General features: G+C 48.2%; 25 protein-coding genes and 2 pseudogenes. 19 read left to right on the plus strand and 8 right to left on the minus strand.

What is annotated here, in order from left to right; genetic code table 11:
- Positions 1-121: 121 nt before the first annotated feature.
- The 11 genes from OQ477_RS15170 (at position 122) to OQ477_RS15220 (ending at position 9,957) form a co-directional block, all read left to right on the plus strand.
- Entirely contained in the window at positions 122-1,066 is a 945-nt protein-coding gene (locus tag OQ477_RS15170; RefSeq protein WP_265973044.1) for an ABC transporter substrate-binding protein, read from the plus strand.
- Positions 1,029-2,075: a FecCD family ABC transporter permease gene (locus tag OQ477_RS15175; protein ID WP_265973045.1), complete on the plus strand. Its 1,047-nt coding sequence runs from the start codon at positions 1,029-1,031 to the stop codon at positions 2,073-2,075. Before OQ477_RS15170 ends, OQ477_RS15175 begins: the two co-directional genes overlap by 38 nt.
- Complete coding sequence (locus tag OQ477_RS15180; protein WP_265973046.1) at positions 2,072-3,298, plus strand: ATP-binding cassette domain-containing protein; 1,227 nt, start codon at positions 2,072-2,074, stop codon at positions 3,296-3,298. Before OQ477_RS15175 ends, OQ477_RS15180 begins: the two co-directional genes overlap by 4 nt.
- Positions 3,295-3,864, plus strand: coding sequence for a cob(I)yrinic acid a,c-diamide adenosyltransferase (locus tag OQ477_RS15185; RefSeq protein WP_007613687.1), 570 nt, complete (start codon positions 3,295-3,297; stop codon positions 3,862-3,864). Before OQ477_RS15180 ends, OQ477_RS15185 begins: the two co-directional genes overlap by 4 nt.
- A 164-nt stretch (positions 3,865-4,028) precedes the next feature.
- Entirely contained in the window at positions 4,029-5,297 is a 1,269-nt protein-coding gene (locus OQ477_RS15190) for an MFS transporter (protein ID WP_007613685.1), read from the plus strand.
- A gap of 166 nt (positions 5,298-5,463) precedes the next feature.
- Positions 5,464-5,844, plus strand: coding sequence for a protein liaI (locus tag OQ477_RS15195; protein WP_007410056.1), 381 nt, complete (start codon positions 5,464-5,466; stop codon positions 5,842-5,844).
- A 13-nt stretch (positions 5,845-5,857) separates the two neighbouring features.
- On the plus strand, positions 5,858-6,535 hold the full coding sequence (gene liaH / locus OQ477_RS15200) for a stress responsive protein LiaH (RefSeq protein WP_007410057.1): 678 nt from the start codon (positions 5,858-5,860) through the stop codon (positions 6,533-6,535).
- 105 nt (positions 6,536-6,640) lie between these two features.
- A complete protein-coding gene (locus tag OQ477_RS15205) occupies positions 6,641-7,510 on the plus strand; it encodes a DUF4097 domain-containing protein (protein WP_265973048.1) in 870 nt (289 codons plus the stop codon).
- Positions 7,511-7,536: 26 nt separating this feature from the next.
- Positions 7,537-8,268 carry a cell wall-active antibiotics response protein LiaF gene (gene liaF, locus OQ477_RS15210; protein ID WP_038459783.1) on the plus strand — a complete coding sequence of 244 codons (732 nt, stop codon included), beginning with the start codon at positions 7,537-7,539 and terminating at the stop codon, positions 8,266-8,268.
- Positions 8,265-9,347, plus strand: a complete 1,083-nt coding sequence (gene liaS, locus OQ477_RS15215) for a two-component system sensor histidine kinase LiaS (protein WP_003151796.1) — start codon at positions 8,265-8,267, stop codon at positions 9,345-9,347. Before liaF ends, liaS begins: the two co-directional genes overlap by 4 nt.
- Positions 9,325-9,957, plus strand: coding sequence for a response regulator transcription factor (locus OQ477_RS15220; protein WP_265973051.1), 633 nt, complete (start codon positions 9,325-9,327; stop codon positions 9,955-9,957). Before liaS ends, OQ477_RS15220 begins: the two co-directional genes overlap by 23 nt.
- A gap of 42 nt (positions 9,958-9,999) precedes the next feature.
- Here the strand turns inward: OQ477_RS15220 and OQ477_RS15225 are convergent, their stop codons facing one another.
- From OQ477_RS15225 to OQ477_RS15235, 3 genes are read right to left on the minus strand one after another with little or no spacing between them, the layout of a single operon-like run.
- On the minus strand, positions 10,000-11,112 hold the full coding sequence (locus tag OQ477_RS15225; protein WP_265973053.1) for a Ger(x)C family spore germination protein: 1,113 nt from the start codon (positions 11,110-11,112) through the stop codon (positions 10,000-10,002).
- Positions 11,109-12,209: a spore germination protein gene (locus OQ477_RS15230; RefSeq protein ID WP_265973054.1), complete on the minus strand. Its 1,101-nt coding sequence runs from the start codon at positions 12,207-12,209 to the stop codon at positions 11,109-11,111. The genes OQ477_RS15225 and OQ477_RS15230 overlap by 4 nt, the downstream gene beginning before the upstream one ends.
- Entirely contained in the window at positions 12,184-13,626 is a 1,443-nt protein-coding gene (locus tag OQ477_RS15235) for a spore germination protein (RefSeq protein WP_007613662.1), read from the minus strand. The genes OQ477_RS15230 and OQ477_RS15235 overlap by 26 nt, the downstream gene beginning before the upstream one ends.
- A gap of 116 nt (positions 13,627-13,742) precedes the next feature.
- On the opposite strand from OQ477_RS15235, the gene OQ477_RS15240 reads away from it, so the two are divergent.
- Positions 13,743-13,928 (plus strand): YvzF family protein, encoded by a 186-nt coding sequence (locus OQ477_RS15240; protein WP_003151806.1) that lies wholly within the window; start codon positions 13,743-13,745, stop codon positions 13,926-13,928.
- Between the two features lie 67 nt (positions 13,929-13,995).
- Complete coding sequence (fumC, locus tag OQ477_RS15245; RefSeq protein WP_265973055.1) at positions 13,996-15,381, plus strand: class II fumarate hydratase; 1,386 nt, start codon at positions 13,996-13,998, stop codon at positions 15,379-15,381.
- A gap of 36 nt (positions 15,382-15,417) precedes the next feature.
- Here fumC and OQ477_RS15250 read toward each other — a convergent pair whose 3' ends face one another.
- Positions 15,418-16,293 carry a TetR/AcrR family transcriptional regulator gene (locus OQ477_RS15250; protein WP_017418948.1) on the minus strand — a complete coding sequence of 292 codons (876 nt, stop codon included), beginning with the start codon at positions 16,291-16,293 and terminating at the stop codon, positions 15,418-15,420.
- A 178-nt stretch (positions 16,294-16,471) separates the two neighbouring features.
- Here OQ477_RS15250 and spxO point away from each other — a divergent pair, with 178 nt between their 5' ends.
- Positions 16,472-16,636 carry an anti-adapter protein SpxO gene (spxO, locus tag OQ477_RS15255; RefSeq protein WP_007410067.1) on the plus strand — a complete coding sequence of 55 codons (165 nt, stop codon included), beginning with the start codon at positions 16,472-16,474 and terminating at the stop codon, positions 16,634-16,636.
- A 27-nt stretch (positions 16,637-16,663) separates the two neighbouring features.
- Here spxO and OQ477_RS15260 read toward each other — a convergent pair whose 3' ends face one another.
- Both OQ477_RS15260 and OQ477_RS15265 read right to left on the minus strand, forming a co-directional pair.
- Positions 16,664-18,019 (minus strand): sensor histidine kinase, encoded by a 1,356-nt coding sequence (locus tag OQ477_RS15260; protein WP_032876591.1) that lies wholly within the window; start codon positions 18,017-18,019, stop codon positions 16,664-16,666.
- A complete protein-coding gene (locus OQ477_RS15265) occupies positions 18,016-18,693 on the minus strand; it encodes a response regulator transcription factor (protein WP_007613651.1) in 678 nt (225 codons plus the stop codon). The genes OQ477_RS15260 and OQ477_RS15265 overlap by 4 nt, the downstream gene beginning before the upstream one ends.
- A 276-nt stretch (positions 18,694-18,969) precedes the next feature.
- On the opposite strand from OQ477_RS15265, the gene OQ477_RS15270 reads away from it, so the two are divergent.
- A complete protein-coding gene (locus OQ477_RS15270; protein ID WP_265973056.1) occupies positions 18,970-20,328 on the plus strand; it encodes a S1C family serine protease in 1,359 nt (452 codons plus the stop codon).
- Positions 20,329-20,374: 46 nt separating this feature from the next.
- On the opposite strand, the gene OQ477_RS15275 is transcribed toward OQ477_RS15270, so the two are convergent.
- Both OQ477_RS15275 and OQ477_RS15280 read right to left on the minus strand, forming a co-directional pair.
- Positions 20,375-20,839 carry a Dps family protein gene (locus tag OQ477_RS15275; protein ID WP_007410071.1) on the minus strand — a complete coding sequence of 155 codons (465 nt, stop codon included), beginning with the start codon at positions 20,837-20,839 and terminating at the stop codon, positions 20,375-20,377.
- 89 nt (positions 20,840-20,928) lie between these two features.
- Positions 20,929-21,760, minus strand: a pseudogene (locus OQ477_RS15280) (oxidoreductase).
- 132 nt (positions 21,761-21,892) lie between these two features.
- On the opposite strand from OQ477_RS15280, the gene OQ477_RS15285 reads away from it, so the two are divergent.
- The 4 genes and pseudogenes from OQ477_RS15285 (at position 21,893) to OQ477_RS15300 (ending at position 25,480) form a co-directional block, all read left to right on the plus strand.
- Positions 21,893-23,674: a M3 family oligoendopeptidase gene (locus tag OQ477_RS15285; RefSeq protein WP_265973057.1), complete on the plus strand. Its 1,782-nt coding sequence runs from the start codon at positions 21,893-21,895 to the stop codon at positions 23,672-23,674.
- 118 nt (positions 23,675-23,792) lie between these two features.
- Positions 23,793-24,230 carry a YusW family protein gene (locus OQ477_RS15290; protein ID WP_101669747.1) on the plus strand — a complete coding sequence of 146 codons (438 nt, stop codon included), beginning with the start codon at positions 23,793-23,795 and terminating at the stop codon, positions 24,228-24,230.
- A gap of 155 nt (positions 24,231-24,385) precedes the next feature.
- A complete protein-coding gene (locus OQ477_RS15295; RefSeq protein WP_012118397.1) occupies positions 24,386-25,210 on the plus strand; it encodes an ABC transporter ATP-binding protein in 825 nt (274 codons plus the stop codon).
- Between the two features lie 2 nt (positions 25,211-25,212).
- A pseudogene (locus OQ477_RS15300) lies at positions 25,213-25,480 on the plus strand (YusU family protein).
- Positions 25,481-25,573: the final 93 nt, after the last annotated feature.

Here is a 25,573-nt window from a genome sequence, read left to right on the forward strand (position 1 = left end):
TTGCTTTCATGCAAAAAGGCCGGATATACAAGCCTTAAAGACTTATAGTATAATTACTGCGAAAAAAGGATACGAATGTCAAAGAGACAATCGTTTACCATAATCAGGGGGAGTTAAAAGAATGAAGAAGATCACTGCCGTCTGGGCGGCGCTCTTGGTCACCGCCTTTGTGATCGCCGGCTGTTCCGGCGCACAGGAAGAAGGAAGCGCGGCCAAACAAAAAGCCGTCTCAACCGAAGCATTCCCGGTAACCATTAAGGATGCCGCGAACGAAAAAGTAACCATAAAGCAGGCACCGGAAAAAATCGTTTCCCTCATGCCGAGCAATACGGAAATTACATACGCGCTCGGACTGGGAGATAAGGTCGCAGGCGTTACGACAAATGATACATATCCGAAAGAAGCGGTAAAAAAACCGAAAGTCGGAGATATGAATGTGAACGCTGAAAAAGTCATCGCGCTGAAGCCGGATCTCGTGCTTGCCCACGCGTCCTCTATGTCCGCTTCCGCCGATGCGATGAAGCAACTGAAAGATGCGGGCATCACCGTCTTAACGGTCAATGATGCGCAATCGTTCCAAGACGTATACAAATCTATCAGCATGATCGGAAAAGCGGCCGGCAAAGAAAAGCAGGCGGATAAGCTGATCAAATCGATGAAATCCGACCTTTCCGGCATAGAAAAGAAAGAGGCGGCCATTTCTGAAAAAGACGAAAAGAAAGTATTCGTCGAAGTGTCTCCTGACGGTTACACGACGGGGAAAGGCACGTTTATGAACGAAATGCTTGAAGATATACACGCGAAAAACGCCGCCGGCAGCCAGACCGGCTGGGTGCAATTGACGGATGAAGCGATTGTCAAAATGAATCCGGACGTCATTATTACGACAGACGGCGTAAAGGCCGCTGAAGTGGAAAAACGCGCCGGCTGGGGTGCCGTCAATGCGGTCAAACACCACAATGTCTATTCTGTTGATCCCGACCTTGTCACACGCTCAGGCCCGCGCCTTGTCAAAGGGGTCGAGAAGCTTGCAGAAAGCGTTTATCCTGAAACGTTTAAAAAGTAACCGCCTGCTGGCCTACACGGTCAGCCTGCTGTTTTTAGCCGTTTGTACGGCACTCGGCATTTCAATCGGCAGTCTGCATATTCCTTTATCCGACGTTTTTTGGATCGGGATCGGCCGGACATCCTCGGCTGACCCTATGAATGTAAATATTATGATGAATATCCGCCTGCCGAGAGTCGTTCTGGCTGCCCTTGTCGGAGCCGCGTTATCTATTGCGGGGGCGGCGTTTCAGGGACTTCTGAAAAATCCGCTCGCCGACCCTTATACACTCGGGGTATCTTCGGGAGCCTCAGCGGGAGCCGTTATCACCTTGTTTTTCGGCATTCAGATTCCCGTTATCGGCCGGTTCACACTACCGGTTGTCAGCATCGCCGCAGCGATTGCGGTCATGGCGGCGGTTCTGTTTTTCAGCCGCCTCGTTCATGCGTCGATGTCGGTTTCAACGCTCATTTTGACAGGCATCATCATGAATTCTTTTCTCGGGGCTCTCATTTCGCTTGTGATCGCTTTAACGGGAAATGATCTGCTCCCGATTGTCCGCTGGCTGTTAGGAAGCGTGTCAATGAGGGGCTGGGGCTATGTCGCGCTGTTTCTGCCTTTTTTTCTGGCCGGGACGGCGCTTCTGCTTATCAATGGCAGAGAATTAAACATTATGACTTATGGAGAAGAAAAGGCAAGGCTGTTAGGCGTCAGTACGGGAAAAAGAAAACTGCTGATGATCGCCGCCGGATCTCTGCTGACGGGAGGAGCGGTTGCCGTCTCGGGGACGATCGGATTTGTCGGCCTTGTCATTCCCCACGTGACACGGCTTTTATGGGGAACGGATCATCGCCATTTACTGCCGCTGTCAGCATTGACGGGTGCCGGGTTTCTCATTTTGGCGGATTTGTTTTCCCGCACCGTCATTGAGCCTGTCGAATTGCCGATCGGCATTATGACGGCTTTGGCGGGAGCGCCTGTATTTGCCTTGATTCTGCTTCGCCAGCATCATGGAGGGAAACGCTTATGATCAGGGTGAGCAGCCTGTCCGGCGGGTACGGAGGCCGGATGATTGTGGAAGATGTCAGCTTTACCGCCGGAAAAGGTGAATTTGTCGGCATACTCGGTCCGAACGGCTCGGGAAAAACAACGCTGATGAAATTGCTGACGGGAATGCTCTCTCCGTCAAAAGGCGAGGCGCTCGTCGCAGGCAGGCCCGTCGGCGGATACAAGCCGCGGGAACTTGCGAAAATCATGGCCGTTTTGCCGCAGCATACGGAGCAAGCCTTTACATTTTCCGTTAAGGAAACAGTGTCCTTCGGCAGATATCCGTATCAAAAAGGACTCTTCAGACAGATGGATCAACATGACGAAGACATTGTCCGGGAAGCGATGGAAATGACGGGCATCGACCGATATGCGCAGCAATCCGTCCGCAATCTGAGCGGAGGGGAGCGGCAGCGCGTCTATCTGGCGCAGGCGCTGGCTCAGCAGCCAGAGGTGCTGTGTCTGGATGAGCCGACGACCTTTCTTGATCTCAAATATCAGAAAGACCTGCTTGATACGGTGAAGCGGCTGACGAGAGAAAGAGGCCTGACGGTCATCAGTATTTTTCACGACCTAAACGCCGCAGGCCAATATTGTGATCAGCTCCTGATGATGAAAGACGGGCGCGCTTTTCCGAAGCAGACGCCGGATCAGGCTTTGAAAAAAGAGACGATTGAAGACATTTATGGCGTCACTGTCAGCGCTGTTGCCCAGCAATCGTCGCCGAAACCGCTGATCGCTTTCATGCCGGAAGCGCGGGAGGAAAGAGAGCCTGTCAACGTTCCGTTCGCCTCTCTGATAAACAAAAGCGGAAATACCGTAACGCTTCATACAGAACGGCCGTTCAGAATGTTGTCAACCGCATCTGACGGCCCGGGCTTTTCGTGGAGCCGACGGCTTTCCGGCTCAGCGGCCGCTGGTTTGATCTGCCGTACGTTTGATTCGGTCACAATTGCCGTGACTGCGCAGCATACCGTTTGGGTGCTGATCAGCGGACGTTTATCGGAACAGGGATTTGTACGGCTGTTAACGGCAGCGGCTGAAGCGAGAATGCAGGCTCTTTCCGGCAGACAGGCAAAAGGCGACATTGTCATTTGTGCCTTGCAGACAGGAGAGGCGATGGACGTCCCTCACGCGGAAAGAGAAGTCAGAAGAGGAACCGCGGCATGTGTAAAAGCGGCGGAAGAAGGAGGAATACAACGATGAAGCTGTATACGAAAACCGGCGATAAAGGACAGACAAGCCTGATCGGCGGCAGAACGGATAAAGACAGTCTGCGGGTTGAAAGCTACGGGACGATCGATGAGCTGAACAGCTTTATCGGGCTTGCGCTTGCGGAGCTTGATGATTGTGAGAATTGCGGTGATGTGAAAGCCGAACTCCGAAACATTCAGCATGAGCTGTTTGACTGCGGCGGCGACTTGGCGACGGTCACTGAACATAGAAGCTATACATTAAGAGAGACATCTATTTCCGCATTGGAAGACTGCATAGACCGTTACACGGCTGAAGCGCCCCCGCTTGAGAAATTTATTCTTCCGGGCGGCCATAAGGCGGCTGCTCAGCTTCACATCGCGCGGACCGTCACGAGACGGGCTGAGCGTCTCGTCGTGAAACTGGGCAAAACAGAAGAGATAAATGATACGGTGATGCGTTACTTGAACCGCCTGTCTGATTATTTTTTCGCGGCGGCAAGAGCGGTCAACGCAAGACAGGGCGTTCAGGATATAGAATATGAAAGAAGCGCCGCGGTATTCCGTGATGATGAATAACGTTTTGTTCAGCCGGCAGCAGCAAGCCGGCTGTTTTTTTATAGAGATATCCATCAATTGAACCTTTATTGACAGAAGGAAAATGTATCTTATGCATTATTGACTGAAAAATTAAAAAATGAGATATTATAAGAAACATTGTAAAATAATGGGGGATTTGATAGATGGATACATATAATAAGAGCGAGAGCATCTGGAATAAAAATTTCACCCTTCTGTTTATCTCAAGGCTAGTTAAATTGTCAGGCGACGGTTTTGCCTTTAATTCCATTCTGTGGTTTTTGATTTTTGACGGGGAAGGCGCGATCGGCACGTCCCTGCTCATTGCGGTCACGTTCCTTCCGGAGGCGATGCTGGCGCCGATTACCGGGCCTTTTATGAAGCAGCATACGCTGAAATTCTGGATGTATTTTTCCGACCTCACGCGCGCGGCGGTCGTGTTGATCATTCCGATCTGTTATTTTAACGGTTTTTCTCCTTTATGGTTTGTCATGCTTCTCATGATTGTGCATTCAGCCACGGGAGCCGCTTATAATCCCGCATCTATCTCGTTAATCCCCAATATTGTCGGAGAAAACAGCCTGCAGAAAGCGAATGCGGTCATCCAGTCATCAGGCCAGATCGTCAGGCTTGCCGCCATTACGCTGAGCGGGGTGTTCTTAACATTTATCAGTCCCGCTTATTCTTTGTTTATCGCTCTTATATTCTATCTTCTATCAGGTTTTCTCGTACTTTTTATGTCATACCAAGTCCAGCATGCCAAACAGGATACAGTCGCCGTCAGACAGCGCGGGACGTATTTCGGAAGGCTCAAACGGGGTTTCGTTCTTGTCAGGAAGCACCAGATTTTATACCCGCTCGCCATCTATTGTATCTTCATGAATTTTGCGGCCGCTCCGTGGGAGGCGCTCTCTGCCGTTTATGTCGCCGAAGATTTAAACATGCCGCCGATCATCTACTCGCTTTTGAAAGCGACAGGAACGGGCGGAGCCTTTTTAATGGGTTTTATTTTGGCTAAGGTGAAGGTGAACAAATACGGTCTCCTGTTTGTGTCAGCGGGAATCATAGAAGGAGCGGCATTTTTCATCACCGGCCTTAACACTTTTCTGCCGCTCGTCTTCCTCGCCGCGTTTGCGTTCGGATCTGCCGTCAGCGCGATTAATGTGCCGGAATATACGATTATTCAGACGTCTGTGGACCATGATGACCAGCCGCAAGTCTATGCCGTCATCCATATGATCTCAAACATATCCATTCCGCTCGGCGCGGTTCTTTGCGGATACGCGGCTAACGCCTTCGGTTCCGGAAAAGTCATTGCCGCCGGCGGTCTCGTTGAAGTCCTGTCCGGTCTCGGAATATTGTTCTTTACGAAGCTGGCCAAAGCCGAACGCTCAGATCTCATCAGAGAAAAAGAAGCGAGCATCAGAATATAGATTTTTCGTGAAACGCCCTGCGCCGTCCGGTGCAGCGGCGTTTTTTTATGCGAAGGTCCGGGGGCTTATACGACTCCGGTCTGATATGAAAATCAATCTCTGACTCGTTTTGCCGGCCGCGGGATTTGTTTATAGTAAAGACAAGGAAAACGAAAGGAGGATCTGCATGAATATAAATGGTAAAACGGCAGGCGGCTTTCTGCTGATTGTGTTCGGACTTTCTGTCTTTTTCGGAGGAGGCCATTTCGCATTTATCATCCCGCTGGCGATCGGAGGCCTGATGCTTTACTGGGGAATCAAACGTTTTTCAAAAGGCCGGGCGGTATCGGGTATCATCGCGGGCGTCATCGGAGCTATGATTCTCGTCGGTTCTCTTCCATTTATCGTTGCGATCGGACTGGCCGGCGCCATGGTGTATTTCGGATGGAAGATGATGAAGCAGGGCGGCTCAGACACCGCTTCCCGCCAGTATGAACCGGAAGCGGCATCACCGGGATATCAATCCGGATTTGACTCTGAATGGGAAGAATTTTTGAAGAAAAAATAAGGAGGAAGACAAAATGGTCTTAAAAAGAATAAGAAATATGTTCGTCGCATCTGTTAACGAAGGGCTTGATAAATTAGAAAATCCGAAAGTCATGCTGAATCAATATGTGCGTGATATGGAAAGTGACATCGCTAAGGCGAAACAAACGATTGTCAAACAGCACACGATCGTCCATCAGTTTAAGAAAAAACAGGAAGATGCCTCTGAAACGGCGGCAAAACGGAAAAACCAGGCTCAGCTTGCTTTTGACGCCGGGGAAGAGGAGCTAGCGAAAAAGGCTCTGACTGAAATGAAATACCTTGAGGGAAAAGCGGCCGAACATGAAAAAGCGTATGAGCAGGCGAAAACACAGCTGGCAGAGCTGAAAGAGCAGCTGGAAACTTTAGAAACGCGCCTCCGCGACGTAAAGGATAAAAAACAGGCGCTCATCGCCCGCGCGAACGCGGCAAATGCGAAGGAACATATGAACGCTTCTTTCGACAAAATTGACAGCGAAAGCGCCTACAGAGAGTTCCTTCGAATGGAAAGCCGCATTGAAGAAATGGAAGTCCGCGTCAAATACGGCACTTCAGCTGAGGCGAACACAGAATACAGCCGCTCCCAATATTCAGACGAGGTGGAAGCTGAGATTGAAAAAATGCGCTCGCTTTCTCTGGAAAAAACAGAGCGTCAAAAAGCGGCTCATGAATAATGTGCACAAGGGAAGATCGGCGCGTTTACGCCTCTTCCCTATACGCACGTATCAATTCTCCGGCTTTTCCTTTATAATAAAATGAATGAAAAAGGATGGAACGTAATGAAGCGTAAGATTGCCAAAGGACTGATGGCGGCGTCCGTTCTGATCTGCTGTCTGTTTTTGGTGAAAGAAGTGTTTGCCGGGCGTTTTTTTCCGCTGTACGAAACAGAAGCGGAGTCGGCAAGCATACCGCCGCGTGCCGTCAACAGCCTGTCCGTTTCATCGGAACAGACGGATGTGAAAATCATCGCGGAAGCGCGGAATGATATCGCGGCAAACATGACGGGACCGGCGGGGAAAATGTTTGTCCAAAACAGGGGAAAGACCCTCAATCTCAAAGCGAAGGAGAAAGGGTTCCAATTTCTGAATCTCTTTCAGCGTCCTCTGCTGATTGTCCGCATTCCGTATGATTATCATCGGGACATCACCGTCCATACGTCAAACGGCAGCATTGCCGTTGACGGAAACAAGGGGCTGTCTCTTGCGCACCTCGGCGTCCGTTCTGTAAGCGGGAACATGTCGCTGAAGCACGTGAAGACGGATGTGTTTGAAGCGAAGGGACTGTCTGGCAATCTCACAGCAGCAGGCCTTGCGGCAAAAACGGGGGCTGTCCGCTTATCCTCGGGACATGTCGGGCTTCAACATGTGGCGGGCGCCCTTGACGTGCGGGTGGCTTCCGGCAGTGTCGACGCCTCGCTTGAGACGGCGGATGCTCCCGTATCCGTCAGGCTTGCGAGCGGCAGCGCAGCGATCAGCCTGCCGAAAGACGGAAGTTTTACGGTGAACGCCGAGACGGCAAGCGGAAGGATCCGGCCGTCTTATTCCTTTGAGAAAACGAGTAAGGAAGGCGGGGCATTTACCGGCATGAAAGGCAGCGGCGCCAGGCCGATTGATATAAAAGTGACGAGCGGCAATATTGCACTGCAATAGTCAAGGAAAGGAGGGGCAAGCAGCTGATGGCAAAAAAACAGATTCTCGGACTTATCATCGCCTTATTAGGCGTCAGCATGTTTTTGCGTATTATCGGCATCGGCGACTTCTTGTTTTGGCCGCTCTTTTTTCTGATCACAGGCTATATTTTTAATAAATATTCCCGCGGCTGGCTCGGCTCCGTCCTGTATATCTTCGCCGCTTTTTTATTTTTGAGGAACCTGTTCAGCGCCACCTTTAACCTGTTCGGCTATGCCTTCGCGGCCTTTCTCATTTACGCGGGCTACAGGCTCCTGAAAGGAAAGCGCGTGCATGAACATAAAGAGAAGAAAATCAATCTTGAAAAAGAAGAGCAGCCAAAGCCTTCCGCCCAGCCGGAAAGCAGACAGCCGGACCTCCGCAGCTTTTTTATCGGCGAGCTGCGGATGATGAAGGACCCGTTTGAGCTGAATGATTTAAATGTTTCCGGATTCATCGGCGATGTGAAAATTGATTTGTCAAAAGCGATGATTCCCGAAGGAGAAAGCACGATGACCATCAGCGGTGTCATCGGCAACGTTGATGTGTACGTCCCGCCGGATATCGAAGTGTCCGTCAGTTCATCGGCTTTTATCGGCGATATGAACCTGCTCGGCTCTAAGAAAAGCGGCATGAGCCCGAATCTGTATAAAGTTTCGTCTGAGTACGGCGACTCGCCGCGGCGGATTAAAATTTCAATTTCGTTATTCATCGGCGATGTGGATGTGAAGTATTTATGAGGAAAAAATTACTCGCCAATATTCAGTGGCGCGCCATGCGGATGACCGCGGGACTCAGTCTGCTCCTTTGCGCGGTGTTTATTACGCTGATGCTGCTGTATTACGGGCTTGACCCGATGCTGCTGTTTTCTTCCGGCTGGTTCGGTATTCCGTTTGTGGTCATCCTGCTTCTGGCGTCTCTTTCGGCGGGATTGATTTCCGGTTATGTATACGGCGGCCGCCTGAAAACAAGGATGGATACACTGATTGAAGCGGTTTTGAAATTTGAAAACGGCAATTTTGCTTATCGGGTGCCGCCGCTCGGCGATGATGAAATCGGTCTGGCGGCAGATCAGCTCAACGAAATGGCCAAGCGGGTCGAGCTCCAGGTCACATCGCTGCAAAAGCTCTCCAACGAACGGGCGGAATGGCAGGATCAAATGAAAAAATCGGTCATCACTGAAGAACGCCAGCGGCTGGCGCGCGATCTGCACGATGCCGTCAGCCAGCAGCTCTTTGCCATTTCTATGATGACATCCGCCGTCTTAGAGCAGGTGAAAGATGCGGATGACAAAATCGTCAAACGGATTCGCATGGTTGAACATATGGCGGGGGAAGCGCAAAACGAGATGAGAGCGCTGCTATTGCATTTGCGGCCCGTCACTTTAGAAGGAAAAGGCTTAAAAGAAGGGCTGATTGAGCTGTTAAAAGAGTTCAAAGCGAAGCAGCCGCTGGATATTGAGTGGGACATCAGCGATACGGGTGTGTCAAAAGGCGTTGAAGACCATCTGTTCCGCATCGTGCAGGAGGCGCTTTCCAACGTCTTCAGACATTCAAAGGCGACCAAGGTCACCGTCAGGCTCGGCGCGAAACATCAAAAACTTCAGCTTAAAGTCATTGATAACGGGGCGGGTTTTACGATGGATCAAGTGAAAGCATCTTCATACGGCCTGCATTCCATCAAGGAAAGAGCGAGTGAAATCGGCGGCATAGCGGAAATTATCTCCGTAAAGGGAAAAGGCACGCAGATCGACGTGAAAGTCCCGATTTATCAGAAAACAAAAGGAGAGAACGACAGTGATTCGAGTGTTACTGATTGATGATCATGAAATGGTCAGGATGGGTCTGGCCGCATTTTTAGAAGCACAGCCGGACATTGAAGTCGCCGGTGAAGCATCAGACGGGCAGCAGGGCGTCGATCTGGCCGCAGAGCTTTTGCCGGATGTGATTTTAATGGACCTTGTCATGGACGGCATGGACGGCATCGAAGCGACAAAACAGATATGCTCGAAACTCGATGACCCGAAAATCATCGTGCTGACGAGCTTCATTGATGACGACAAAGTGTATCCGGTGATCGAAGCGGGAGCGCTCAGCTATTTGCTGAAAACGTCCAAGGCGGCAGAAATAGCCGAAGCCATCAGAGCGGCTGCCAAGGGCGAACCGAAGCTTGAATCGAAGGTGGCGGGAAAAGTGCTGTCAAGGCTGCGCCATTCAGAGAATCAGCTTCCGCATGAAACACTGACAAAAAGAGAACTGGAAATCCTCTGTCTCGTCGCAGAAGGCAAGACGAATAAAGAGATTGGTGAAGAGCTGTTCATTACGATTAAAACGGTGAAAACCCACATTACGAATATATTGTCAAAGCTTGATGTCAGTGACCGCACGCAGGCAGCCGTATATGCCCACCGCAATCATCTCGTGACATAAGAAAAGGAGAGCGGCGCCAGCACACTCTCCCGAGGGGCGGGGTCATTGGGACATTCCCTTTGTTCCGAAATCCCTGATGGCGACTTTGACTTTGTATTCAATATCCGATTCACTGAAATGATGATCCCAGTCAGAGGATACCTTTTTCCATTTATCGGGATAATGAATCCGGACTTGATCGCCTAACCCGGTAATATCCACTTTCAACTCATGCTGCATGTAATCAATGAATGCCATGACATCTGAATGAATGCTGCGTTTTACCGCGTTTTTGATTTCATTTATATAGGACTCCTTGAAAGAATCTTCTTTCGGGTTCCAATCCTCAGACAGACGGCCTTCAACAAACCGGGTGACGATAAACTTGAATTTTCCATTTTTATATTTTGTTTTTACATTATATTTGCTGGAAAATACCTCGAAGGATAAATAATAATTGTCATGCTTTGCAAACGTGACGCCTCCCTTTACCGTGCCTGTGAACAGATTCATATTCTGGACTTGTAAAGGCGTTAAATTAGCATACCAGAATTTATTTTTAATAATGGTAGCGCCCCAGATTTCCAGTCTGCTGCCCACTTGGCGCACTTGAGGAAGGGCAAAGGTCTCGCCTTTGGCGATTTTCTCTGATATTTCCCCCAATGTCACGGGCTCCATCATCCGGATGGTGACCGAATTATTCTCCGTTAAGTCATAGATCGTATTTGACGCAGGTTCTCCCTGGTCACTGATTTTGAAAATATCTTTCGTTTTATCCGGCACCGTCATCACATTGCAGCTTCTTCTCGTACCGTTGTCTCTGATAAATTGGTTCATCAATGCGTCAAGCGGAATGTCATCCTTTAACAGCGCTTCGGAAAACAGCATGATGCGCAAGTGCTGAGAGAAAGCGGGGTGGTTTTTTAACGATGCCGTCCTTAAGGCTTGGTGAACGGTTTCCCCGGAAGTGGAAGTCACCTTTGTCGGATTGCTTGATGTCGACTGCTGGGAACTTGCTTTTTGCGGGATCAGAATCTGCTGCGTCACTTCCACGTTTTCTTCCTCAGGTTTATCGAGCCCGACTCCGATAACGAGGCTCAAGTCTTCTATATTGCGGCTGTCCCAGCATCCCGTCAAAAGCAATGAGCAAAGAAAGATTACGATGTATTTCTTCATTGCGCTTTTTTCACCTTCCTTTTCACAGCGACGACTCCAAACATCAGTAAAGGCAGCAAAAAGAAAACCAAGAAGATATAGCCGAGAATATCACTGAACATCAACAGCTTGTTGCCGTCTTTTGGCATCAATGATCCGAAGAATGTCGCAATCCCTACGAAGATAATCCCTTTTTTCTGCTTCAGCCCGAAAATTTTATTCAGGCCAGATGTCGCGAAATACCCGTACGAGACATAGGTGGCGAAAAATTGGATGATCCAGACAACAAGCAAAAAGGACTCGAACCTTTCAATAAAAAGCCCTTTGATTTCAAATGATTGAAAGAGCGCGATCGTAGGCCAGATCATTGTTTTGACATCTTGGGTGGTTAAGGCGCCGACGACGAGAACGTAGGTAATGATGTATAAAATAATCGGGATGCCAAAGCCCATGGCTGACATGCGGAATGTGTGCTTTTTATTTTGAAGGTACTCGGGGAGAAACAGCATAATCTCAATTCCCAAGAAGGAAACAGAAACGACGGTCAAGGAAGCCATAACGGGAGAAAATCCCTGCCCGAGCACCGGCCGCAGGTTGTCCAGATCAAATATTTTAAAGCTGAAAGAAAACACCACCAGCAAAATAATGATCGTAATCGTTAAATAGAAAGGAAAGAGCCTGCCGATATCGCTCATGCCGCCGATAATTAAATAAACGGAACAGGCGATAAAGATAAACAGCGTGACCGGCACGGGCGTTCTTTCCAATAAAAAGAACTTGACCATTTCCGCCATCGCCCGGGCTTCGAAGCTGGCGACTCCTATAAAATAGAGACAGATCATAAGATTGACGATATTTCCCGCCCATTTGCCGAGTCCTTCATTCATATAATCAAATAATGATCCGTACTGATGCTTTTTCATAATGAGCGTATTGAGATAAATCAAAAAGATAAAGATGACGCCTTCCAGACATAACGCGATCCAGCCGTCCGGCGAATTTGCCCTTGCTGACAGCGCACGCGGCATGGTGAGGAGTCCCGCGCCGAGCATCGTGTTTGAAATCAATGCTGTCCCTTGATAGCTTGTAAGCTTATTGTGAGTTGTTTTCTGGCTCATTTATGTTTTTCGCCTCTTTTGGTTGATTTTTAATAGGGAGACGGAGAATAGAATCGTTTGCGTTTTTTAAGCTGAAAAATCCATTCGGCGAGAAATACGGAGAACCGAAGCTTCGCTGTCTCGATAAATGAGTGTAGATCGCCAGCATAAATAAAATCATGCCGTACAGCCCGAAAGCTGCCGCGGTAAACATCGAAATGAAACGGAGCACACGGAATGACAGACCCATCCCGTACTGCGGCACCGTAAATGAAGCGAGCGCGACAATGCTGACCACGATGACCATGATGGAGCTGACAATATTCGCTTCAACGGCAGCCTGGCCGATGACGACTCCGCCCACCAATCCGATCGTCTGGCCGAGCGGGCTGGGAAGCCTCAAGCCCGCTTCTCTCAGCAGCTCTATCGTAATTTCCATTACCATCGCTTCAATGATAGGCGGGAAGGGAACGTTTTCTCTGTTCGCCGCGATGGTGACTGCGAGCGTCGTCGGCAGCAGCCCTTGGTGAAACGAAACGAGGGCGATATAAATGGACGAAAAAAACAGCGTGATAAAAATAGACGTAAACCGCAGCGCCCGGATAAGCGAGGCGGAAATCCACCGTTCATAATAATCATCGGGAGACTGCATTAAAATTCCTAAAGAAGCCGGAACCACCAGCGCAAACGGCGAGTTGTCGACAAGGATGGCGACGCGGCCGTTGAACAAGGCGGAAGAGACTTTATCAGGCCGTTCCGTATTTTGTATTTGCGGAAAGGGCGAATACTTATTATCCTCAATAAGCTCCTCAAGCGTTCCAGAATCCTGGATGTCGTCCATCTTCACTTCGCTGAGTCGCTTTACAACATCGCTGACGACAGACGGGTCCGCCTTATCATCTATGTACATGACCGTGGCGTATTTTAACTTATTTTCTCCGATCGGAACCTTTTTCGTTTTCAGCTTCGGATGGTTCGTGCGCTGCCTGATCATGGCGACGTTTGTATCAGAATCTTCTATGAAGGCGGTTTTCGGACCTCTTACGACCTTTTCGGATGTGGGTTCATTCACGCTTCTTTTTTCTCTTTTTCCCGTGGACAAAATGTATACGCTGTCAAGTCCGTTAATAAACACGGCGCATTTTCCCCGCAGAATGGAGATGACGGCTTCCTTCGACGTAAAGACGGGACGGGCGTCGATCTTATCAAGACGTTTCGCCACCGTATCCAGCGTCAGAGTGTCTTCCTCCCGAAGCAGCGTTTCAATCGCTTCTTTTATTTTGTCTTCGTCGTTCATTTCACTCAGATACATATAATAAAAAACAAGCCCGTTCGGAAGCATCTTTTTATTTTGAACCAGGTCATCATTCTGCTCTACGTGGGGAAGCACCAGTGCCAGATTAACGTGTATGTATTCCTTGAATTCCGATTGCGCCATCGACAGTCACCCGCCTTCCAATCCTTAATTGAGGTTATCTTTTCCTGTTAAAAAAATGATATACTATGATAAAGTATTTAATGGTACAAGTTTTTTTATGAAAGCGGAGGAGAGATGTGGCACAAGTCAGACTGGCAGGAAATGCCGAAGAAATTGAACAGCTCATCAAATCATTTGAAGCGCATTACGAAGTGGCTTACACGTCGAAAGAATACCGTAAAACAAATCCGAAGTATAAATACTCAAAGGATTCGCGCGTCTATCTTGAGCTGAAATTAAAAACGGCCAAGGCCGAAAAATAAAAAGGGTTTCATCTGTTACTGGCGAATAATACTCAGGGTGAAGCAACTGTTATGGAGGGATACATAAATGGACTACAGAATTGAAAAAGACACCATGGGAGAAGTTAAAGTTCCGGCAGATAAATTTTGGGGCGCTCAGACACAGCGCAGCAAAGAGAACTTCAAAATCGGTTCAGAAAAAATGCCTCAGCGTGTTGTGAAGGCGTTTGCAATATTGAAAAGAAGCACAGCGATCGCGAACGAACGCCTCGGCAACTTAGAGTCTGAAAAAGCACAGGCGATTGCCGCTGTATGTGACGATGTTTTAAACGGCAAATACGACGATAACTTTCCGCTCGTTGTCTGGCAGACGGGAAGCGGCACGCAAAGCAACATGAACATGAATGAAGTGGTGGCCAACCGCGCGACTGCTTTATTGAAAGAAAAATCCGAGCTGAAGATTCATCCGAATGATGACGTTAACCGCAGCCAAAGCTCAAACGATACATTCCCGACGGCGATGCACGTTGCGGCGGTTCTTGCCGTATATGAGCAGCTCGTTCCGGCGCTTGATCAGCTGCGCGCGACGCTTGATGAAAAAGCGAAAGCTTATCAGGATATTGTGAAAATCGGACGGACGCATTTGCAGGACGCCACTCCGCTGACGCTCGGACAGGAAATCAGCGGCTGGGTATACATGCTTGACCGTTCGAAAGAAATGATTCTTGAGTCAACGGAAAAAATCCGCGCGCTTGCCATCGGAGGCACGGCAGTCGGCACGGGAATCAACGCCCATCCGCAGTTCGGTGAATTCGTCGCGGAAGAAATCACAAAAGTAACGGGGCAGACATTCAAGAGTTCGCCTAACAAATTCCATGCGCTCACAAGCCATGATGAAATCACTCACGTTCACGGCGCGTTAAAAGCATTGGCTGCCGACCTGATGAAGATTGCCAACGATGTCAGATGGCTGGCCAGCGGCCCGCGCTGCGGAATCGGCGAAATCGTCATTCCTGAAAATGAGCCGGGAAGCTCTATCATGCCGGGCAAAGTCAACCCGACGCAAAGTGAGGCGCTGACAATGATCGCCGCTCAAGTGATGGGAAATGACGCGACAATCGGATTTGCAGCCAGCCAAGGAAACTTCGAGCTGAATGTCTTCAAACCGGTTATCATTTATAACTTCCTTCAGACCGTGCAGCTGCTCAGTGACGGAATGAATTCCTTCCATGACAAATGCGCTGTCGGTATTGAGCCGAACCAAGAGACGATTCAGGAAAATCTCTCTAACTCATTAATGCTTGTTACGGCGCTTAACCCGCACATCGGTTATGAAAACGCCGCGAAAATCGCCAAGCTTGCCCACAAAGAAGGCCTGACGCTGAAAGAAGCGGCATTACAGCTGAACCTTCTGACAGAAGAACAATTTAATGAAATGGTGCGTCCGGAAGATATGGTGCACCCGAAAGCATAAAAAGAAAGAACGGCTGCAGTCATTGCGGCCGTTCTTCTAAATAAACTGCTGTTTCAGTAAAAATCTGAGCTGTTCTGCATCTTCAGCCAGCAGGTCGGATTCCTTCAAATTCAAAATCATTCCTTTGATGATTGCCGGTTTCGGCGACTTTTTCTTCATTTCCGCTTCCAGAATATCCAAGCTCTCGGTGAATTCAGATGCTTGCGCCTTGTCCATCGTGCCGATGCGCGTGCGGAGGGTCTGCAAGATCGATTGACTTAAAGGATCGGGCTGCCCGTTATGAAGGGGCCCAAACAGTGAGCTTGCCTCATCAAGAGAAATAAACGCTTCATCATGTCTGTCCGCCATTCCGTTTACGATGTCATCAATTCTGTGAATCACGGTATTTGCCAGAAGCGAAGGCTGTACGGACCGGCCGGTCAGAATGAGATATTCAAGATACATCTGACTGATTCCTTCTATTAAAAAACAAAGCTCGGCTGTATATGGTTCAGCTTTTTCTCCGTAAATAGCAAGAAGACTGTCGATATGAAACTGCAGGATCGACCGGCGGATTCTCTTTCCGCACTGCGCCGCTTCCTCGGTATAAGGAAGTGAACCGTCTTTCATCTGCACGGTAATAAAATCCTGATGGGCGAGAATCGATTCGTAAAACACCGCAAGCTGTTTTTGGTAAGCGGCTCTCGGACTGTCACCCTCCGTTTGGATCGTCGTGATTCGGGTAAACGTTTTATCATAGTAGTAATTCAGCATGGATAGAAGCAGTGCTTCTTTGGAAGGAAAGTAAAGATAAAAAGCGCCTTTTGAGATTTTGCATTCATCGGCGATTTCCTGAACCGATGTAGATTTGTACCCTTTTCGGGCAAACAGTTTTATTGCTGCTTCAATGATCAGCTTTTCTTTTTCCTTCAATGGTTCCACCCTTTCGGAGCCAGGAGGCTGGCTTGTGCTTCTCATGTATGACTATATGGTCATATTGATATTCCGTAAATTTAACCTGATTGTAACTTGTTTTTTTGTTTTGTTTTATTTATATTATAAAGTGAGCTGACCGAATGGTCAAAGTTCTGGCGAAAGGGTGAATCTGAAAATGAAAGAATTAGATGAAATGATCAGCCGCTTGCGAAACAGAGGAATTAAAGTCGAAAAGGTGAAATATCCGAAAAAGACAATTTGTGAAAAGAAATGGGTTCATCAATGCCAAAAACCGCTGAAAACAAACTACAGAGATTTTAACGGCTACTCCTTCACATAAAAAAAGACTGCAATGAAACACTACAGTCTACTTTGGTATGATAATTCGGTAGATTACACCCGATTGGTCATTTTCAATTGAAATTGATGCTTTATGCAGGGTTAAAATCCGTTTTACGATGCTGAGTCCTATGCCGAACTCGCCTTTCTTCCCTTTATTAAAAGGCTCGTACAAGCTGGATAGCATCTCATCCTCAATCGGAGGCCCGTCATTTTCAACCGTCATGACAATCTGCTGCTGATTTTGGCTGATCCGAATGTGAATCGCCGTCTCTGCATAGCGGATTTGATTTTCGAGAATGTTTTCAAGAAGTTTGCTCCATTGTTCCGGATCACCGGGCATCATTAATGCATCTTCTGTTTCAACGGTCCACGATAATTCCTTCCGGGCCCATTTGAGCCGTTCAATGACTTCTTCCGTGACCTTCACAATGTCAAATGTCTCATGGTGCACCCGCTGCTTCATTAAATAATCAAGCTTCGTTAAATATAATAAATCCTTAATTTTCTTCTCAAGTTTTTCTGCTTCGCCTTCAATGACATCAATTGTGGTTTCCAGATCCCCCTTAGGAAAAATCCCGTCCTTTATTGATTGAGTATAGCCCCTTATCACCATGACAGGCGTTTTTAAATCATGAGAGATATTTTGCAGGAGTGTTCTTTCCGTTTCATCCTTTTGCACCAGCTTGCTCCGCATATCTTCAATGGTATGGCCTAATTTTCCGATTTCGTCTTTTCTGTCGACGATGACCGGATCATCCCAATCCTGTTTTGAAATCCGTTTGACATGCTTCTCTAAGGAAACGAGCGGGCGCGAGAGATATTTGGCAAGCCAAATCGCCGGAATCCAGCTTAACAAAATCACGCCGGCAATGATAAAGAGCAGCTGCTTGAACAGGGTGAATGCCAGATCATCACGATAAGAATCAAGGGCGTAAGACAGCATCATCGCATCCTGGCCGTTAATGGTGAGGCCTTTTTTAATGACGAAAAACACTTTTTCACCGCTGATGTCCGCGCTGTATCGTTTCGTGACGCTGTGCTGGCGGCCCGCGAGCTTGTACACCTTATGGATAAAGGAAGAAGAAAAGTAGTTCAAGTCTTTGTCACTGGCCGATTCCTCCCGTTCAGGCAGAAGAACGTGCTGAACGGATCGGAAAGTCGTCGGAGCGGTCGCATCCTCGCTGTAATATCCCCGCTCGATCGATCCGGGCAGCCGGTACTCCGTCAGTACATGCTGTTCATTTTCAATGGTCGTATACGTTTCATCCGTGAAAAAATTACGCAGCGTATTTGAGAACAGCACGAGAAGCAGAATCGAAATGGCTAAGAGGATGCCTGAGATGACCACCCATATTTGAAAAGCAAGCGGCTTATTTTTCATGACGTCATCATCCTGTAGCCGAATCCGTAAATGGTCTCAACCTTTAACCCGGGCATTTTTTTTCTCAGCCTCCGCACAAGATCATCGACCACCCGGTCAGTGCCGAAATAATCATGGCCCCATATTTTCAGCAGAATATCTTCTCTGGAAAAGGGGTGTCCTTTATGGTGAAGAAATAAAAGCAGCAGATCAAATTCCTTAGACGTCAAATTGACCAGGCTGCCGGTTTCATCATAAACCTCTCGGGCATCTTCGATCACATTGTAGGAAGAAACGGTGATGCCGGTTTTTTTTGGAGCGGGCTGTTCTTTATACACGAGCTCGAGCAGCTTCTGGACCCGTATAATAAGTTCTCTCGGCAAAAAAGGCTTGGCGATATAATCATTGCTTCCAAGCTCTAACCCGAGGACTCTGTCAATATCGGCATCCCGCGCGGAAATGAAAATGACCGGCACATCGGGATCTTTTTCTTTTATTTCTTTTATCAATGTATAGCCGTCCGTATCCGGAAGCATGATGTCAAGAATCCACAAGTGGGGAGACGGCTGCATCTGCTTTCTGGCATCTTCGCCTTTTGTGAAAGATGTAATGTTCCAGCCTTCATTCTCTAAATATTTTGTGAGCAGTTCATTCAGGTTATCCTCATCTTCAACTAGATAAATGGTGTATGACAAGGCATTTCACATCCTTTCAACGTCATTATACTAGTTTTAACACACTCAAGCCGCATTTTCATAATTTCACATATTCTTTTCATTTTTATCCCACAATGTTTGTTTATGATGTGTATAAGGGAAGAAAGGAAGAAAAAAAGCGGGGAAGATAACATGTTCAAACACATTTTGTTTTGGAGCTTTGCTTTTCTCCTTATTATTGGGACAATAGAATTTGTACATGCGATGAATATGTAATCGATAGAATGAAAACATGCTGAAGGAGTGTGCGTGAATATGAATGATCATCGAGATGACGGCAGAAGCCGCGATCAGTCAGATCTTTCACATACGGAACAAAACAGAAATGAACAGCAGCGGATCAGCCATCAGGAGCCCGAGCTGCTTGAAGAGCCCGTCTCGAAAGCGGAAAACGAGACGGCGGCCGGTACGGAATTTGAAAAAACGGCTGCCGTGAAAAAAGAAAAAAAACGGAGAGCTGCTTGGCTGAGCCCGGTTTTAGGCGGTATTATCGGCGGCGGCCTCGTGCTTGGCATTGTGCCGAACCTGCCGAGTGAGCAGCATAAGACAGAAGCCGTTTCTGATACGAAACAAGTTCAGTCTTCGAATTTTACGTCAACGCCTTTGAAAAATACCTCAAGCATAGCGGATATGGTGGAAGATTTGGAGCCCGCGATTGTGGGAGTGTCCAACTACCAAGCTTCGCAAAGCAGCCAGTTCGGACTTGACGGCGGTTCAAGCTCTGAAACGGAAAGCGGAACGGGGTCAGGCGTCATCTTCAAAAAAGACGGCGAAAAAGCGTACATCATTACAAACAACCATGTCGTAGAAGGGGCGAACAAACTGTCGGTCACTCTTTACAATGGGAAAACCGAAACGGCAAAGCTTGTCGGAAAGGATGCCATCAGCGACTTGGCTGTATTGGAAATCAGCTCGTCCAATGTGAAAAAAGCAGCCAGCTTCGGGGATTCCTCCAAGCTCCGCATTGCCGATAAAGTGATTGCCATCGGCAACCCGCTCGGCCAGCAGTTTTCCGGCACCGTCACACAAGGTGTCATCAGCGGGCTGAACAGAACGGTAGACGCCGATACATCCCAAGGCACAGTGGAAATGAACGTGATTCAGACGGATGCGGCGATTAACCCCGGGAACAGCGGCGGCCCGTTAATCAACTCAAGCGGCCAGGTCATCGGGATCAACAGCATGAAAGTCAGTGAAAGCGGCGTGGAGTCACTCGGCTTTGCCATTCCGAGCAATGATGTAGAACCGATAGTCGACCAGCTGCTTGCAAAAGGAAAAGTCGAGCGCCCGTTTTTAGGTGTGCAGATGATTGATATGTCGCAAGTGCCGGAAACCTATCAGGAAAACACGCTCGGACTGTTCGGCGACCAGCTGTCTAAGGGTGTTTACGTAAAAGAGGTGCAATCCGGCTCACCGGCTGCGAAAGCGGGCATCAAATCAAATGACGTCATTGTACAATTGAACGGCAAAGATGTCGGCAGCAGCGCCGATATCAGACAGATCTTATATAACCAGCTGAAAATCGGCGATAAAACGACTGTTCAAGTGATCAGAAGCGGAAGCAAAAAGACGCTGAACGTCACATTAACGAAACAAACCGAAAGCGCAAGCTGAACGCATAAAAAAAGCTGAACCTTCAACTGAGGTTCAGCTTTTTTCGTCATTCTCCCAAGTAGGCTGACAGCATCCACACATGCTTGTCCGCTTCTTCAACTAATCCGACAAACAGGTCGGCAGTTGACGGGTCATTTTGTTCCTCGGCGATGCCGATGACAAATTTTGATTCGCGGCTGATTTGTTTATAGTCTTGAACCAGTGATTCCACCATTTCGGAAGCCGTTTTTTCCTGGCCTTCATCCGTAATGGAAGCTTGTTCAAGGTAAGTGTGTAAAGTCGCCGCAGGCTGTCCGCCGATGGCCAGAAGACGCTCTGCGATGGCATCCGCCGTTTCTGCCGCTTCGTTATACAGTTCTTCAAATTTTTCATGAAGCGTAAAGAAGTGAGGGCCTTTTACATACCAATGGAAGCGGTGCAGTTTAGAGTAAAGGATAAACCAGTTTGATAATTGTGTGTTCATTGATTTCTCAACAAGAGTTTCAGTTTTTTTCGCGTTTTGTGTATTCATATTCATCGTCCTCCCTGTGATCTGTTAATATAATTATACCACGTATCAAATAAAAATCAATACTAAATTATAATAATTATAATTTAGGTTTAAGTGAACAGCTTTTTCTTCACAACAGATTCCCAGGCGGACCACGAGAAGAGTGAGCGGAAAGCCAATGCCAGCTTAACGCCCCTGCCGATCGGATACCGCAGTTTCTTCAGCCGTTTCCTTTGTGCCAATTGATAAATCAGCTCCGCTACGTCATCAGGATCGCCGCTTTTGGATGCGTTGGCTTTGAAGTAAGCTTCGATTTGCTGATAATAGCGGTAATAAGGCGAATCTTTGCCGGGTGCCGTAAGATGATTGGAGAGAGACGTCTCCCAAATAGACGTTTTATAGGAGCCCGGTTCTATTAAAGCGGCATCAATTCCTAAAGGCAGCAGTTCGAGGCGCAGGCTCTCTGTAAACCCCTCAACCGCAGACATACGGAGATAGAGCCGGGAAACCGGTCAGTCCGCTGATACTGCTGATATTGAAGATTTTCGCCCCGCCATGTTTTCGCATATAAGGCAGCACGGTTTTTGTGACGTGAATCAGACCGAATACATTCGTTTCATACTGCTGTCTGTAATGTTCCATCAGCACATCTTCAATAAATCCCCCGTACGCAGTGCCGGCGTTATTGACGAGCAGGTCAATCGATCCGAAACCGCTGATGGTGTTCCCGAAGTCAGACACCGACTGCTCATTTGTCACATCTAAAGAAACGACCGTAACATGTTCGGATGCACCCGCTTGAGCGGCGGCCTCTTTCAGTATTTCAGCTTTCTCCGGCTGTCTGGCTGTTGCGATGACATGATAAGACCGGGCGAGCTTCAGCGCTGTCAGCAGCCCGAATCCGCTCGTCGCGCCGGTTACAATGGCAATTTTTCTGTTCATCTTATAATCCTCCCCGTTTGTGCTTATCTTTTAGTGTATATCATCTCGCGGAAAGAAGGAGAAATCGTTCGGAAATATGTCAGAATTGTTTTATAATGGAGTCAGCTTCGGATAGAAAGGGGTAAAGAAAAGATGGCATTAGAGGGATTGAAGGAAACATGGGATTTAAACTCCATTTTTGAGGGCGGGAGCCGGTCGGAAGAGTTTCAGCAATACATACAAGAGCTCAAAAAGCATCTAAGCGCTTTTCAACATGCGGTTGAAGCATTTACAGTTCCGGCGCATGCGGATGAAAGCCGGGAGCTGATCAATCTGATTGATAGGTTTGAACGGTCAGCGATCATGATCAGGCAGGCGGGAGCGTTCGTCGGCTGTCTTCAGGCTCAGAACACTCATGATCAGAAAGCGAATGAATGGAGGGCGCGGATCAATCAGCTGAGCAGTGATTTTAAATCAGCTCTGGTCACCCTTGACGATACACTTGCCCGGATTGACGAGCGGGTCTGGGAGGAGCTGCTGCAAAAACCGGAACTTCAGGATCTCACATATGTTTTAAATGAAAGAAGAGACCGGGTCAAAGAGAAGCTCAGCGCTTCAGAAGAAAGGCTGATTGAAGGCCTGGCCGTTGACGGCTATCACGCATGGGGCGACCTGTATAATGCGGCTGTCGGCAGAATGAAGATTCCATTTCAGGGTAAAGAGCTGTCGGTCGGTCAAGCGGAAAATATGATGGCGCACCCGGATCGCCGCATCAGACATCAAGTGTTCAAAGAGCTTAATGAAGCGTGGAAAGGAGAAGAGGAGCTTTTCGGCAGCACGCTGAATCATCTGGCCGGCTTCCGCACGGAAATCTATAAAGCGCGGGGCTGGAAAAGCGCTTTGGAAGAGCCGCTTGCGATCAATCGGATGAAAAAAGAAACGCTGGATGTCATGTGGCAGGTCATTACCGATCATAAAAAGCCTTTTGCCGAATACCTGAATCGAAAGGCATCTCTTTTAGGGCTTGAGCGGCTGAACTGGTATGATGTGGACGCACCGATCGGCGAGGCTCCGAAAGAATACACATATGATGAAGCGGCTAATCTGATCGTCAGCCAATTTTCGACGTTTGGCAAAAAGCTGTCCGCATTTACGGAAAAAGCGTTCCGCGATCGGTGGATAGAAGCGGAAGACCGCAGCGGCAAACGGGTCGGCGGTTTCTGCACCAGTTTTCCCGACAGCGGAGAATCCCGGATTTTTATGACGTTTTCCGGAAGCGCTTCGAATGTATCGACGCTGGCGCATGAGCTCGGTCACGCGTTCCATCAGGAGGCCATGCTTCAAGTGAGGCAGCTGAACAGAGCCTACGCCATGAATGTGGCTGAAACAGCCTCGACCTTTGCGGAAATGATCGTCGCCGACGCCGCTTTGAAACAAGCGGAGACAAAGGATGAAAAGCTGTTCTTGCTTGAAGATAAAATTCAAAGAAGCGTAGCCATGTTTATGAATATTCATGCGAGATTTTTATTTGAAACGCGTTTTTATGAAGAGCGGAAGCAGGGCGTCGTTCCGGCTGAGAAACTGAATGAACTGATGGAAGCGGCGCAGAAAGAAGCGTTTTGCGATTCATTAGGGGAATACCACCCTCATTTCTGGGCGTCAAAACTGCATTTTCATATTACGGGAGTGCCGTTTTACAACTTTCCGTATACGTTCGGTTATTTATTTTCGCTTGGAATATATGCAAGAGCTCTTCGGGAAAAAGCGGATTTTGAAGAAAAATATATCGCGCTTTTGTGTGACACGGCTTCGATGACTGTTGAGGATTTGGCGATGAAGCACCTTGGAGCGGATCTGACGGAACGGTCGTTTTGGGAAGACGCGGTCCGCCTTGCCGTACAGGATGTGCAGGAATTTTTAGAGCTGACTGAATGATAATCTTGAGATGAACCGGCCGGAGTGTTACCGCTCCGGTTCTTTTTTGTTTAATGAATGACAGCCGCCTCCCTTGGAAATACCTAAAAACGATCGGAATGGAATGGGAGTGAATCGCATGAAATGGTTCAGGACGGCGGGCGTTTTATGTCTTACGCTGATGCTGATTGCCGGCTGCCGATTGAATGAAGAAAAACGGGAAGCGGAGCAAGACAGCACACCCGTGTCATCCGCGAAGCCGGTTCCTTACAGCAGCTTTTCCCTTCGCGTCAACTACGGAGCCGGGGAGCATAACCGCTATGAAGGTTTGTATGAGAGAAAAGGCGGTCATGAAAAGGCAGACATCCGGGACAAGCTCTCAGGGGTTCACAGAGAGGGCGAGGAAGCGCTTGATGAAATGAAGATGATCCTCGGAGAACTTGCCGTAAACAGCCGGATGCAGGAAAGCGAGGTCGTCCGGCAGGTGCTCTCGGCTTTTAATTTGGACAGCCGCTATGACCATTTTTATCTGAAACTGAAAAAGAACGATGGAGAAATGACGGAAATAAAAAAATAACCGCCGTCCGCTGCTTTTTTGCCCAAAACTAATTGATAATGATATTCAGAGTCATTAATTTCTGTTACAATATAATCATGATCTCACGTTGAATGTTTAGGCAATTTGTTTATATACATAGTGTTGGGAAACTCAAAAAAGGAGCGGTTAGCGGTATGAGTGCAATTTCTACAGAGACGCTGAGCTTAGGGTACGGAGAAACTGTTATCATTGACGAATTGGATGTCGCGATTCCAAAAGGCGAAATCACTGTATTGATCGGAAGCAACGGCTGCGGAAAATCGACGCTTTTACGTTCATTGGCCCGGCTGATGAAACCGAGGGGCGGTTCTGTGCTTTTAGAAGGAAAAGCCATCGCTAAGCTTCCGACGAAGGAAGTGGCAAGAGAGCTCGCTATTTTGCCGCAGAGTCCGTCAGCTCCCGAAGGCCTGACGGTGCATCAGCTTGTGAAGCAGGGAAGATACCCTTATCAAAGCTGGCTGAAGCAATGGTCCAAAGAGGACGAAGACGCAGTGGCAAAAGCGCTTAAAGCGACGAAGCTTGAGGAAATGGCCGACCGTCCTGTGGATTCCTTGTCAGGCGGACAGCGCCAACGCGCATGGATTGCGATGACACTCGCTCAGGATACGGATATCATTCTGCTTGACGAGCCGACAACTTATCTCGACATGACGCATCAAATTGAAATTCTTGATTTGCTGTTTGAATTAAATGAAAAAGAAAAACGCACAATCGTCATGGTGCTGCACGACCTCAATCTGGCATGCCGTTATGCCCATTATCTGGTCGCCATTAAGGATAAACAGATTTACGCAGAGGGCCGTCCCGAAGAAGTCATCACTTGCGAGCTTGTACAGCAGGTCTTTGCGATGAACTGCCAGGTAACGCAAGACCCGCTGTTCGGCACGCCGCTTTGCATTCCGCACGGACGCGGCAGATGTATCGTGCAGGAAGCGGCCCTCACCGCCCGATTGTCATAATCATGAAAAAGGGAAGGGAACGGTATGGAAGAGAAACTGCAGCAGCAGCTGGACGGCCTGCTTGAGAAATACACGGAACTATTGCTTGGCGAAACAAACCCGGATGTAAAGGAAGAAGTCAGGCAGTGGATTTTGTATACACATATCGCAAAAAGCATGCCTCCGCTCGTCAAACATTGGAATCAATCCTACCCGGACGCCAAAGAGGGCATCAAAGCTGCGATACAGCATATTAAACAGCTCAATGAAGCACACAGAAAAAAACAATAAAAAAGCTTTCGGCATCAAAGAGAGGTGCCGGAAGCTTTTTTTGCTGAAAAGGAATCAATAAAGGCTTCGTTCAATTCATAGGCGAAGAACTTT

The sequence above is a fragment of the Bacillus sp. ChL18 genome (genome assembly GCF_026241425.1).
Classification (GTDB): domain Bacteria; phylum Bacillota; class Bacilli; order Bacillales; family Bacillaceae; genus Bacillus; species Bacillus velezensis.